At 55.9% G+C, this 12,722-nt stretch carries 11 protein-coding genes; 5 read left to right on the forward strand and 6 right to left on the reverse strand.

From position 1 onward, the window contains the following. Positions 1-119: 119 nt before the first annotated feature. A complete protein-coding gene (proB, locus tag AC1RSM_RS14370) occupies positions 120-1,277 on the forward strand; it encodes a glutamate 5-kinase (RefSeq protein WP_492933224.1) in 1,158 nt (385 codons plus the stop codon). A 129-nt stretch (positions 1,278-1,406) separates the two neighbouring features. Beyond that, positions 1,407-2,660, forward strand: a complete 1,254-nt coding sequence (locus tag AC1RSM_RS14375; RefSeq protein ID WP_492933225.1) for a D-amino acid dehydrogenase — start codon at positions 1,407-1,409, stop codon at positions 2,658-2,660. 70 nt (positions 2,661-2,730) lie between these two features. On the opposite strand, the gene AC1RSM_RS14380 is transcribed toward AC1RSM_RS14375, so the two are convergent. Further along, positions 2,731-3,507: a response regulator transcription factor gene (locus AC1RSM_RS14380; RefSeq protein WP_492933226.1), complete on the reverse strand. Its 777-nt coding sequence runs from the start codon at positions 3,505-3,507 to the stop codon at positions 2,731-2,733. A gap of 112 nt (positions 3,508-3,619) precedes the next feature. Between AC1RSM_RS14380 and AC1RSM_RS14385 the strand changes: the two genes are divergently transcribed. The 3 genes from AC1RSM_RS14385 to thiC all read left to right on the forward strand — a co-directional run bounded on the left by AC1RSM_RS14385 (position 3,620) and on the right by thiC (position 6,657). Then, a complete protein-coding gene (locus AC1RSM_RS14385; protein WP_492933227.1) occupies positions 3,620-3,997 on the forward strand; it encodes a helix-turn-helix domain-containing protein in 378 nt (125 codons plus the stop codon). 176 nt (positions 3,998-4,173) lie between these two features. Continuing rightward, the gene (locus AC1RSM_RS14390; RefSeq protein ID WP_492933228.1) at positions 4,174-4,551 is read left to right on the forward strand and encodes a helix-turn-helix domain-containing protein; all 378 of its coding nucleotides are present in this window, start codon (positions 4,174-4,176) and stop codon (positions 4,549-4,551) included. Positions 4,552-4,740: 189 nt separating this feature from the next. Next, positions 4,741-6,657 carry a phosphomethylpyrimidine synthase ThiC gene (gene thiC / locus AC1RSM_RS14395; protein ID WP_492933229.1) on the forward strand — a complete coding sequence of 639 codons (1,917 nt, stop codon included), beginning with the start codon at positions 4,741-4,743 and terminating at the stop codon, positions 6,655-6,657. Between the two features lie 983 nt (positions 6,658-7,640). Here thiC and AC1RSM_RS14400 read toward each other — a convergent pair. The 5 genes from AC1RSM_RS14400 to AC1RSM_RS14420 form a co-directional block, all read right to left on the reverse strand. Next, positions 7,641-8,303 carry a YiaD family glycine zipper/OmpA-like lipoprotein gene (locus tag AC1RSM_RS14400; protein WP_492933230.1) on the reverse strand — a complete coding sequence of 221 codons (663 nt, stop codon included), beginning with the start codon at positions 8,301-8,303 and terminating at the stop codon, positions 7,641-7,643. A gap of 183 nt (positions 8,304-8,486) precedes the next feature. Then, a complete protein-coding gene (locus AC1RSM_RS14405) occupies positions 8,487-9,476 on the reverse strand; it encodes a Bug family tripartite tricarboxylate transporter substrate binding protein (protein ID WP_492933231.1) in 990 nt (329 codons plus the stop codon). A gap of 68 nt (positions 9,477-9,544) precedes the next feature. Beyond that, positions 9,545-10,282: an amino acid ABC transporter ATP-binding protein gene (locus AC1RSM_RS14410; RefSeq protein ID WP_492933698.1), complete on the reverse strand. Its 738-nt coding sequence runs from the start codon at positions 10,280-10,282 to the stop codon at positions 9,545-9,547. Positions 10,283-10,343: 61 nt separating this feature from the next. After that, positions 10,344-11,438 carry an amino acid ABC transporter permease gene (locus AC1RSM_RS14415; protein ID WP_492933232.1) on the reverse strand — a complete coding sequence of 365 codons (1,095 nt, stop codon included), beginning with the start codon at positions 11,436-11,438 and terminating at the stop codon, positions 10,344-10,346. Beyond that, entirely contained in the window at positions 11,439-12,623 is a 1,185-nt protein-coding gene (locus AC1RSM_RS14420) for an amino acid ABC transporter permease (protein ID WP_492933233.1), read from the reverse strand. Positions 12,624-12,722 lie beyond the last annotated feature (99 nt).

Consider the following 12,722-nt stretch of genomic DNA (forward strand, 5'->3'; position numbering starts at 1 on the left):
GTCCAGGCCCCAGGCTCTGTGACTGAACACTAAAATGCCCGGAAAGAGGCGGTAAGCCTGCCGCCCTGCTCCTGGCATTTTCTCTATTTACACGCCAAGCGATGGATTTCTGACTCCTCATGCAGCACTCTTCTCATTCTGAATCGGCCGTTGCACAGTCACGCCGACTGGTTATTAAAGTAGGTTCGTCCCTGGTCACCAACGAAGGCAAAGGGATTGACCTGGATGCCGTCGAACAGTGGGCCACCCAAATCGCCCAGTTGCATGCCCAAGGCAAGCAATTGGTGCTGGTGTCCAGCGGCGCTATCGCCGAAGGCATGGCCCGCCTGGGCTGGCCGCGTCGACCCAAAGCCATGAATGAATTGCAGGCTGCTGCAGCCGTGGGCCAGATGGGACTGATCCAGGCCTATGAAGTAGCGTTTGCCCGCCACGGCGTGCGCACTGCCCAGATCTTGCTGACCCATGAAGACCTGGCAGACCGCCATCGCTACCTGAATGCACGGGGCACCATCACCACCCTGCTGGACCTAGGTGTGGTGCCTATCGTGAACGAGAACGATACCGTCGTCACCGACGAAATCCGTGTGGGCGACAACGATACGCTGGGTGCGCTGGTCACTAACCTGATCGAAGCCGAAACCCTGATTATTCTGACGGACCAGGCTGGCCTGTACAGTGCTGACCCTCGCAGCAATCCAGACGCCCAATTTATCTCGCTGGGACAAGCGGGCGACCCGACTCTGGAAGCGATGGCTGGCGGATCGGGCAGCAATATTGGCACCGGTGGCATGATCACCAAGATTCTGGCCGCCAAGCGCGCCGCACAAAGCGGTGGGCACACCATTATTGCTTCGGGCCGGGAGCAACAAGTGCTGTCGCGTCTGGCACAAGGCGAGCGCATTGGTACGGAGCTGCGCGCCACCCTGCCTGTGCGCTCGGCACGTCAACGCTGGCTGGTGGATCAGTTGCGCGTCCGTGGCCGTGTGTCTTTGGATGAAGGCGCAGTGCGTGCTCTGGTACAGGGCCACAAGAGCCTGCTGCCCGTAGGCGTGACTCATGTAGAGGGTGAGTTTGACCGTGGTGATGTCGTCGCTTGCGTGGACAAGCACGGCGTGGAGTACGCCCGCGGTCTGATCAATTACTCCTCTGACGACACGCGTCGCATCATGGGCCAGCCCAGCCATTTGATCAACGAACTGCTGGGTAGTGAGCACGACACCGAACTGATTCATCGCAACAATATGGTGTTCCCACGCAGCACACCGGATCAAGACTAATCCTTGACCCCCACCCAGCCTGCCTGTTGAAATAGACGGATAAAACGTATCGAATTGCGACAGCACGCGCGGCTCTTCCGCGCCTGATCGCAACACTCTCTCTTTCGGGCGATGCGCCCCAGGAAAAGTATGAAGATCCTCGTGCTAGGTGCTGGCGTAGAAGGCGTAACCAGCGCTTATTATCTTGCTCGCCAAGGACACAGCGTGACGGTAATCGACCGCATGGCTGGGCCCGCTCTGGAAACCAGTTTTGCCAATGCCGGTCAGCTCTCTTTTGGCTACGCCTGCCCTTGGGCTGCGCCGGGTATCCCTCGCAAAGCCATCAAGTGGATGTTCGACAAGCACCCTCCCCTGACCATTCGCCCGGACGGCACGCTGACCCAAATCAAGTGGTTGCTGGCGATGTGGAGAAACTGCACGGCAGATCGCTACGCAGTCAACAAGGAACGCATGGTGCGGCTGGCTGAGTACAGCCGCCACTGCATGGGCGAATTACGCGCCCAGACCGACATCCAGTTTGAGCACCGCTCGCAAGGCACTTTGCAGGTCTTCCGCACTCAAAAGCAGTTGGATGGCATTGCTGCCGATATTGAGGTCTTGAAACAAGCTGGCGTCCCTTACGAGCTACTGGCTGCATCTGAGCTGCACACAATCGAACCCGCCTTGCGCCATGTGGAGCACAAGCTAAGTGGTGGCCTGCGCTTTCCCGAAGACGAAACGGGTGACTGCCAATTGTTCACCCGTCGCCTGAGCGAGCTGGCTGAAAAAGAAGGCGTGGAATTTCGTTGGAACCAAAACATTCAGCGCATTCATGCCAGCGGCAATGAGATCAGCGGCGTACAGTGCGCCAACGAATTGCTTACGGCTGATGCCTATGTGATGGCATTGGGTTCCTGGTCCACAGGCTTGATGAAAGACCTGCAAGCCATTCCGGTCTACCCGCTCAAAGGCTATTCAATTACAGCCACCATTGCGGATGCCTCCCGCGCCCCACAATCCACCTTGCTGGATGAGAGCTACAAGATCGCCCTGACCCGCTTTGATGAGCGTATTCGCGTTGGCGGCATGGCCGAGGTCGTCGGCTTTAACAAGCGCCTGAACCCTCGTCGTGAACAAACCTTGTTGATGGTCTTGAACGACCTGTTCCCAGGCAGCTACCAAAGCGATGCAGACCTGCACTTTTGGACCGGCTTGCGTCCCAAGACACCAGACAGCACCCCGATTGTGGGCCGTAGCCGCTACCCCAACCTGTTCCTGAACACGGGCCACGGCACCTTGGGCTGGACCCTGGCTACCGGCAGCGCTCAATTGCTGGCTGATCTGGTCAGTAATAAAGAGCCTGCCATCCGTGCAGACGACTTATCGGTACAGCGCTACTACTAAGAAAGACACGCTCCTGCGATCAAAGGCTCTGTCAGCCTATGCTGTCAGAGCCTTTTTCATGCGCCCTGCCCTAGTGACGCCCGGACGCTTCAAGCAGTTGACACGTAGCGGCAAACATATAGCCCCAGTTATGGATTGAGCGTATGGGCAAGGACGTACCGCCTTGGCTAAATTTGCGCCGCATTCGGCTGACCAGCACGCCCAAACGATTTACATGCTGGGCACCGGGTGGATTAGCAATAACATCCCGCTTGCTTGCAACGGCCTTCATCAGCTCGTAGTGACTGGCCCGGCGGTCTTCATCTTTGAGCAGACAGACAATAAAAGCTCTTTCGGTACTGGTCAGGCCAAAAGAGATCCCCAAGGGAGAGATCAAGGTCCAGCCCTCCTGATCCAGAATCCAGTCGCTAGACAGCCCAGGGTCAGGGATAAGGGGCACTTGCATCAGGCGTCGCCGCAGGCTGTGCAAGCTGGCTGCCAGTAGTTCCAAAGAAGCATCCTTGGGACAAAACTGGTCCCCTCCACTATGCAGGGCTTGGAGCATGGCGGAATCAGACGCCTCGGACTGCATCAGAATGCCTATCTGAGGGCACAGCATGCGTAGGCGCACGGCTGCCGAGCAGATCTCTGTCAGGGCTCCTCCCAGCCACGCAATGCACACCGAGCCGGCATGACGGCTCCGCGTTTGAGCCAGCTGCAACAAGGCCGTGATATCCGGACAAAAAATAAGGCGATAACCACGCTCTGCCAAAGCCTGTATTTTTCGTTCCAGCAGACCCCGATCAGTGATGGTACTGGCCAAGTACAAGACCACAGGACCGCCAGCGACTTCATTTACAACCGACATAGTTGACACCTTAACTATAATGACATCCGATGACTGTGCCGGACAGTATAAATCACGACTGTGATTTTTTACTAAAACCATCGTGCTGGCAGTTACATCAACAATCTGTTGTGTGAAACATTTCTCCGAACGCCTCCGCCATGCACGTCAACACCGCAGTCTTTCCCAGGCGGGTTTGGCGCGTCTATGTGGATTGAGCCAAAGCGCTATTTCCAACTATGAAAATGGCACGCGTCGGGATGCTCGTGAAATTCTGGATCTGGCCAAAGCCTTGAATGTCAGTGCGCTGTGGTTGCATAAGGGGGTAGGCAGAATGGAGTTGCGGATGGATGGCGACTACTCTCTTCACGAATCCCAGGAAGGTGCGCCTATTGTGACTTGGCCTTTTAGCCTGTTCTCCGTGAATGAAGTGGTTGCTTTAGGCAATTCCGAACGTGATTTGCTGGATCGCACTATTCGTCATTTGCTGGACGGCATGAAAAAACGCTAAAGCACGCCTGCTGCTGACCGCGTTATCCACCCATCCCCTATAAAAAGCGTGTCGCCCAGTGGGTTTACTGAGGCGTCTGATGGGCGCTGCCTACTTTCTTGAATCCATTCGTTTTATCACATACGGGGTTTTTTCTCAAAACCATCGTGCAGGATGTTCCATGAACAATCTGTAGTGTGAAACATTTCTCCGATCGCCTTCGCCACGCCCGTCTGCAACGCGGCTTTTCCCAAGCCGAACTTGCCCGCCTGTGCAACCTCAGTCAAAGCGCCATCTCCAATTACGAGAGCGGCACACGACGGGATGCACGCGAGATTCTGGACCTGGCAAAAGCCCTGAACATCAGCGCACAATGGCTGAAAAACGGGCTGGGCAATATGGAGCTGAGCGCCTCAAACACAACAACGCTGCAGGACTCCGGCGAAGGGCCGCCGATCGTGACCTGGCCGTTCAGCCGTTTCTCCGTAGACGAAATCGTGGCTTTACCCGCCAAAGAGCGTGACCATCTGGATCAAACCATCCGTCACCTGCTCAATGGCATGAAAAGAAAATAAGCCTTATACGTCCACAAGCCACTCCAAGATACCTATACTTGTCAGCACGCAGGGGTACTCGCCATTTGGCGGGTTGAGAAAAACCCTCGTACCAGTACGGATAATGCCGATGCTGGGAGCGTGTGCCACAGGTGCAATGCCTGTACTGCACTTCTTCCTATATCGGCTCCACCTATCTTTGGAGCTGCAATGACAAGCAAGACCCCTTCTTTTACGGCCACAGCGGCCAGCGTAGACCCGGCTGCGATCCAGCCCTTACCCAACTCCCGAAAGATCTACCAAACCGGCTCACGGCCTGATCTGCGTGTGCCTTTTCGGGAAATATCCCTGGCTGATACCCCCAGCCAATTCGGTGCCGAACCCAATCCCCCTTTAAGCGTGTATGACACAAGCGGCCCTTACTCCGACCCCAGTGTTCAGATTGATATACGCAAAGGTTTGCCCGCGCTGCGCCAAGCCTGGATTCAGGAACGCCAGGACACGGAGCTAATGGCCGGGCTTAACAGCCAGTACGGTCAGGCCCGCCAGGCTGACCCGGAACTGGACACGTTGCGTTTTGAATTGAAGCGTCAACCCCGACGCAGTCAACCCGGCGCCAATGTCACGCAAATGCATTACGCACGACGCGGCATTATCACGCCCGAAATGGAGTTTGTCGCTATTCGGGAAAATCTGCGGCGCGAGCAGTACATTGAAAGCCTGCGAGCCACCGGCCCGCAAGGTGAGGAGATGGCCCGACGCATGACCAAGGTCCATCCAGGGCAAGGCTTCGGTGCCAGTCTGCCTCCCTCGGTTACTCCCGAGTTTGTCAGGGATGAAATTGCGCGGGGCCGGGCTATTCTGCCTGCCAATATCAACCATCCAGAAACTGAGCCCATGATTATTGGCCGCAATTTCCTGGTGAAGATCAACGCCAATATTGGCAACTCCGCCTTGGGTTCCACTATTGGCGAAGAGGTCGAGAAAATGACCTGGGCGATTCGCTGGGGTGCGGACACCATCATGGATCTGTCCACTGGCAAGAACATTCACGAAACGCGGGAATGGATTATCCGCAATTCACCTGTTCCGGTTGGCACAGTGCCCATTTATCAGGCCTTGGAAAAGGTAGGTGGCATTGCCGAAGACCTCACCTGGGCCATTTTCCGCGACACCTTGATCGAGCAGGCTGAGCAAGGCGTGGACTATTTCACGATTCACGCCGGTGTGCGTTTGCCCTTTGTTCCCATGACGGCCAGCCGCATGACAGGCATTGTGTCGCGTGGCGGTTCCATCATGGCCAAATGGTGTCTGGCCCATCACCGAGAAAGCTTTTTGTACGAGCATTTCGAGGATATCTGCGAAATCATGAAGCAGTACGATGTGGCCTTCTCGCTGGGGGATGGTTTGCGTCCGGGTTCAGGCTATGACGCCAATGATCAGGCTCAGTTTGCAGAGCTGCGTACTTTGGGCGAGCTGACTCAAGTGGCGTGGAAACATGATGTGCAAGTCATGATTGAAGGGCCTGGCCACGTGCCTTTGCATCTGATTCCAGAGAACATGCAGTTGCAGCTGGAACACTGTCACGAGGCCCCGTTCTACACCCTGGGGCCATTGGCAACGGATATTGCGCCCGGCTACGACCACATCACCTCCGGCTTGGGTGCTGCCATGATCGCCTGGCAAGGTACAGCGATGCTGTGCTATGTGACACCTAAGGAGCATCTAGGCTTGCCCAACAAGAAGGATGTGAAGGACGGCATCATCACTTACAAGATTGCGGCTCATGCGGCGGACTTGGCCAAGGGGCATCCTTCGGCGGCATTCCGGGACAATGCTTTATCCAAGGCGCGCTTTGAATTCCGTTGGGATGATCAGTTCAATCTAGGTCTGGACCCGGATACCGCGCGTGAGTTCCACGATGAGACCTTGCCCAAGGACTCCATGAAAGTGGCGCACTTCTGCTCTATGTGTGGTCCCAAGTTCTGCAGTATGAAGATCTCACAAGACGTGCGGGATTACGCCAAGGCGAATGGTCTGGACGAACAGTCGGCCGTGGATCAGGGAATGAAGGAGATGTCGGTGCAGTTTGTTCAACAGGGGAGCAAGCTTTATCAGGATGCTTGATGCCTGTTTAATGGAATCGTAGTTCACGCCTGATGCTTGCTTGCTTGCTTGCTTGCTTGCTTGCTTGCTTGCTTGCTTGCTTGCTTGCTTGCTTGCTTGCTTGCATTGACTCTAATGGATGAAAAGCCCTGAGTAGACAGCATGTCTGCTTGGGGCTTTTTCCTTTTTGGAAGGTAGGGGCCCAAATTATGCGGCAGTCGTATTCGTAGGCAGAATAGTTCGTTCTGGGAGACGCCCCTTGAGCCTGGCTTCCGGGTGTCTGGGCTGAGTGTTTGCCGGTGCTGCGCACCGGTGCCCTTGTCGAGAGATGGCTACGGGCGCATCCTGAACTCGCCGGGTACTTGGTCCCCCGGACCAAGTACAAGCGTCCGGCTCAAACAGCAGGATGCTTGTACCCCTACGCCATCTCCCGCCCGCGGCAAACTCTCTGACCCGCCCTGCCACCCTGAAGCCAGGCTCAACGGGCTCACAATCGTTTTCTTCTGACTGGTTGAACACTGTGTGCTTGAATGGGTACGTTATGAGCCCTTGGCGGCCGTGGGGACACGGAGGGGCGATTCAGAGTACTTGCCGCAGACACGGGGGCATCATCTGGGATGCAAGCACTCTGCTGTTCGAGTGGGGCGCTTGTGGCTGGTCCGGGGGACCAGCCACCCCAGGAGTTCAGAGTGCGCCCAGATGTTGCCCTCGGCAAGGGAACCGGTGCGCAGCACCGGCAAGTGCTCAAGCCCCTCCGTGTCCCCACGGCCGCCAAGGGCGTGCTCACTACTGGGTTCTATTCAATAATCAGGCCTGCTCCCCAAGTGACGCTATCAACGGCAACAGATACTCCTCAATTGGCAGCTCACAACTAGCAACTAGCAACTAGCAACTAGCAAAGGATACTGCCCTCTAACCAAGCCATTACTCATCGATCAAACACAAAAAAGCCCGGCTAAAAGACCGGGCTTCTTATCCATACGCCCGAAGGCGCTAGGAGCTTATTACTTCTGCGGAGCGTACAAGTACAGTTCCACACGGCGGTTCATGGCGCGACCTTCAGCCGTAGCATTGTCGCCAATTGGCGCACTCGGACCACGACCTTCCACCATCAAACGACCCTGACCCACGCCTTGCTGAGTCAAGTAGTTGGTCACAGCGCTAGCGCGGTTAACCGACAAAGTCTGGTTGGTTTGAGCCGAACCCGTGCTGTCGGTATGACCGATCGCCTTGGCACGCAGTTCAGGATGCTGATTCATGGCGCGAGCCACACTATCGAGCACAGGCAGCAAGGCCGGTTTGAGCTGGTAATGGCCAGTATCAAAAGAGACGCTGCTTGGAATATTGACGCGCAAGCTGCCGTCAGACATCTCGGTAACATCGACACCAAGGCTGGACGCGCCAGACTGCTGCACATCCTTTTTGATGCCCGACCAGTTATAGGCGGCAATACCGCCGGCCAGAGCGCCGATGCCAGCACCGATCATGGCAGCCTTACTGCTGTCACCAATCAAGGCACCTAGACCTGCACCCACGGCGGCACCACCACCGGCCCCAACGGCTGTGCGGCCGCCAGTTCCCATGTTGTCCATAGTGCCGCAGGCTGCCAGCAAGGAAAAAGCACCAGCACACGCTGCTAATTTTGCAGAACGAATGAAAATTGTCATTATTGGCTCCGTAATCTCAAATTAAGTACCAGGACTTATTGAACGCCTACCATACTAGCAAGTGGCGCCCAAAGGAGATACTTCAAAACAGCCTTCACTGCCTTCTTTAACAATTCTTGATCTTGCAAGAAACCCTGCAAGACCTTGATCACTCGTTGCCACCGGCACTAAGTCCTTGAAACCTTAGAACAACTCGGCACCCGAGTCGGCAACGACTTCTTTGTACTTCTTAAGATCACTGCTGACAAGCTCGCTGAACTCTTGCATGGTGCCCGGCTGTACGTCCGAACCCATAGTCGCCAGCGCTTCACGCACAGCGGGGTCCATCAACGCCTTGGTGTAAGCGGCATGCAGCTTGTCCAAAACAGGTTGCGGGGTGCCACCCGTGGCGAACACGCCAAACCAAGTACCCAAGTCAAAGGGCTTCACACCGGCTTGTTCCATTGTTGGGACTTCTGGCAGGAAGCTGGAACGCTCCAAGGTCGTGACCGCCAGGGCAGTCACCGTGTCTGCCTTGATCAAGGGCGAGGCCGAGGCCAGGTTGTCGAACATGAAATGCACTTGACCCGCCAGCAGAGCGGTCTTGGCGGGGTTTGCGCCCGCGTAAGGGACGTGAACAGAATTAATCTCGGCGCGAGTATTCAACACTTCGCCAGCCAAGTGACCCGCGCTGCCATTACCGCCCGATGCAAAGTTCAACTGACCGGGATGCTCTTTGGCATAGCTGACCAAATCCTGTACGGTGGCAATCTTGTTCTTCTCGGCAAATTCCTTGTTCACGATCAGGATGTTGGGCACCGAGGCAACCAGAGCGATGGGGGCAAAGCTTTCAACCGGATCAAAAGGCACGGTTTTGTACAGCCAAGGGTTGATGGAGTTGATCGCAACCGCGCCCATCATCAAGGTGTAACCGTCTGGGGCCGCCTTGGCCACGATGCTGGCACCGATATTGCCACCCGCACCTGACTTGTTCTCGACCACGACTGTACCCAGGTCGCTTTTGACGCGCTCGGCCAGCAAGCGGGCCATGCTGTCCAGTGGGCCACCCGGCGGATAAGGCACCACAAACTGAATCGGTTTGGAGGGATAAGAATCCTCTGCCATTACTGCAGGCGCAGCCATGACGGCAGCGACACCCGATACGGCCAGCATCCACTTACAGACACGAAACATCACTTTTTCCTTGAAATTAAAATGCACATGGGCTGCACAAGGCAGCCCATCAAGAGCAGCCACGGATCTTAATGAATGATCTGGCTTAAGAACTCGCGTGTTCTTTCACTGCGTGGCGAGTCAAAGAACTCATCTGGCGTATTTTGCTCGATGATTTCTCCTTGATCCATAAAAATGACCCGATCGGCCACTTTACGTGCAAAACCCATTTCGTGGGTCACGCACAGCATGGTCATGCCGGTATGGGCCAGTTCAACCATCACCTCCAGCACTTCCTTGACCATTTCCGGGTCCAGAGCCGAGGTGGGTTCGTCAAACAACATGATTTTAGGCTCCATGCACAATGAACGTGCAATGGCCACCCGCTGTTGCTGACCACCGGATAATTGCCCTGGGTATTTATCAGCCTGCTCCGGAATGCGCACACGCTCCAGATACTTCATGGCCAGCTCCTGTGCCTGGGCTTTTGTTTTACGACGCACCCACATGGGGCCCAGGGTCAGATTCTCCATGACAGTCAGATGGGGGAACAAATTAAAGTGCTGAAACACCATTCCCACATCGCGCCGGATCGCTTCTACCTGGCGCACATCGTTGGTGAGCTCTTCACCGGCCACAATAATCTGCCCCTGCTGATGCTCTTCCAGACGGTTGATACAGCGGATTAAGGTGGACTTGCCGGAGCCTGATGGCCCGCAGATCACAATGCGCTCGCCCGAGGCTACATCCAGATTGATGTTACGCAGCACGTGAAACTGCCCATACCATTTGTTGACGTTCTTTAGCTGAATAATGGCGTCTGCCATGCAAAACTCCTTGTCTGGACTGCAAGGCAGCCCGGCTTTACCGGACACCTTGCCGCCTGTGTCAGCGTTCATAACCCGTTTGCAAACGTCGCTCCAAAGAACGACTGTAGCGAGAGATGGAGTAGCAGAACACAAAATAAATCAGTGCGATAAACAGGTAGGCTTCCCGGCTGAACCCGCGCCAGGCCGCATCGGCCAGAGCCACTTTGGCCGCCTGGGTCAAATCGAAAATACCGATGATGACCACCAGCGAGGTGTCTTTGAACAGGGAAATAAAAATGCCTACCAAAGGGGGAATCACAATCTTGAGCGCCTGGGGCAGAATGATCTGCCGCATGGTGCGCCAATAGCTCAAGCCCAAGGATTGGGCTCCCTCGTACTGTCCTTTGGGGATAGCCTGCAAGCCACCACGCACGGTTTCTGCAATATACGCAGCCGCAAACAAAATAATGGCGATTTGGGCGCGCAGCAGCTTGTCGATGTTAAAGCCCTCGGGCAGGAACAAGGGCAGCATCACCGAGGACATGAACAACAGGCTGATCAGCGGCACGCCCCGAATCAACTCGATGTAGATCACGCACACCGCTTTAACAGCCGGTAAACGCGAGGTACGGCCCAAGGCCAGCAGCAATCCCAGCGGGAAGGCAAAAGCAATACCGAAAGTGGCCAGGATCAAGGTCAGTGGCAAGCCACCCCACAGGCTATTTTCTACATAGCTCAGGCCCAGCACGCCGCCCCACATGAAAATACCCACGACGGTCAGTCCGACCAGCCATAGCAGTGGCAACCAGGGCTTCCAGAACCAGCGCACGCAACTGCATACGATCAGCAAGGTCAGCAAGATCGTGGCCACCAAGGGCCGCCACTGTTCGTCGTAGGGGTAGATGCCAAACAGGATCAGGCGGTGCTTTTCACGGATAAAGGCCCAGCACGCCCCAGCATTGGCACGGCAATCCTGGGCCGTTTGCGCATCGAAGTTGGCCTTGATGAACAGCCAGTCGACCATGGCAGGCACGGTCAACAAAAGCAGCCACGCCGACAAGGCCGTCAAGATGGCATTTAAGGGGGAGGAAAACAGATTCTGGCGCAGCCAGCCCAGCGTGCCCCGCTGCAGCGGCGGCGGTCCGGATAAGGTGGATGTAGGCGTATGACTCATTTAGCGCTCCACCAAGGCAATACGATTGTTGTACCAGTTCATGAAGACCGAGATCGACAAGCTGACCGTCAGATACGCGGCCATGATGATCAAGATGCCTTCAATTGCCTGCCCGGTCTGGTTCAGGGTGGTGTTCACCACCGAAACGATGTCGGGATAGCCAATGGCAACCGCCAATGAACTGTTTTTAGTCAGGTTCAGATACTGACTGGTCATGGGCGGCACAATCACGCGCAAGGCCTGCGGCAACACCACCAGACGCATCATGCGTCCACGGGACAGACCCAATGCCTGCGCGGCTTCCCACTGACCTTTGCCTACCGCTTGAATACCGGAGCGCACCACTTCGGCCACGAAAGCCGAGGTATAGGTAATCAAGCCAGCCAACAGAGCGGCAAACTCCGGTGACAGCGTTACGCCACCCACAAAGTTGAAACCTTGCAGACGCGGCAGATCAAGAGCCAGGGGCTCGGGGCTCACCACCAAAGCCAGCACCGGCAGCGCGATCAGCATCAGCACGCCAAAACGGATGGTGGGGAAAGGACGACCGGTTTGTTCCAGGCGACGGCGAGCCCAGTGAGCCATCAAAACCCACAGCACCACAGCCAAGCCCAGACCCATGAAGATCCAGTCCATTCCGTCGCCCTGCAAGGTAGGCAGTTTCAGGCCGCGATTGGACAGAAACACGCCCCCGATGGGATTCAGGGCTTGCCGGGGTCCCGGCAACGTTTCGGTAATCAGCGCATACCAGAAGAACAGTTGCAGCAGCAGTGGCACATTACGCATCACTTCCACATACAAACCGGCCAGCCTTGAGACCAGCCAGTTATTGGACAGGCGCGCGATGCCCAGCAAGGTGCCAAAGACCGTGGCGGCAATAATGCCGATAACCGCTATTTTGAGTGTATTGACCAGGCCGACCAGAATAGCCCGCCCATAGGTATCTGAAGGCTTATACGCCAGAGCCGACTCACCAATGGCAAAGCCGGCTTCTCGATTCAGAAAATCAAAACCTGTTGAAATATTGCGAACAGCCAGATTGTGCAAGGTATTGGAGACCAGATACCACACACAAAAACCCAGCACACCTAAGATCAGCGCCTGGTAAATAATGCCGCGTGTGAACGGATCATTCCAGGACAGGCGTCGTTTAGGGGCTGGCGCGGCAGGTGTTTTTTGTGCCATAGCGTAAAACCCGTGGATGCAGCACTACGCGTAGCCCTGCGAAGTGGCGCGCGTCCGACCGGGGCCGGACGCGAGAAACAAACAGTGAAGATCGAAATC

Source organism: Alcaligenes sp. GW821-FHT11D07, from assembly GCF_058808495.1.

Bases quoted from the DNA above. Each gene is read 5' to 3' on its own strand.
- AC1RSM_RS14410 (WP_492933698.1), bottom strand. From the start codon at position 10,282: ATGGCAGACGCCATTATTCAGCTAAAGAACGTCAACAAATGGTATGGG.
- thiC (WP_492933229.1), top strand. From the start codon at position 4,741: ATGACAAGCAAGACCCCTTCTTTTACGGCCACAGCGGCCAGCGTAGAC.
- AC1RSM_RS14380 (WP_492933226.1), bottom strand. From the start codon at position 3,507: ATGTCGGTTGTAAATGAAGTCGCTGGCGGTCCTGTGGTCTTGTACTTG.
- AC1RSM_RS14420 (WP_492933233.1), bottom strand. From the start codon at position 12,623: ATGGCACAAAAAACACCTGCCGCGCCAGCCCCTAAACGACGCCTGTCC.
- proB (WP_492933224.1), top strand. From the start codon at position 120: ATGCAGCACTCTTCTCATTCTGAATCGGCCGTTGCACAGTCACGCCGA.
- AC1RSM_RS14375 (WP_492933225.1), top strand. From the start codon at position 1,407: ATGAAGATCCTCGTGCTAGGTGCTGGCGTAGAAGGCGTAACCAGCGCT.
- AC1RSM_RS14400 (WP_492933230.1), bottom strand. From the start codon at position 8,303: ATGACAATTTTCATTCGTTCTGCAAAATTAGCAGCGTGTGCTGGTGCT.
- AC1RSM_RS14415 (WP_492933232.1), bottom strand. From the start codon at position 11,438: ATGAGTCATACGCCTACATCCACCTTATCCGGACCGCCGCCGCTGCAG.
- AC1RSM_RS14405 (WP_492933231.1), bottom strand. From the start codon at position 9,476: ATGTTTCGTGTCTGTAAGTGGATGCTGGCCGTATCGGGTGTCGCTGCC.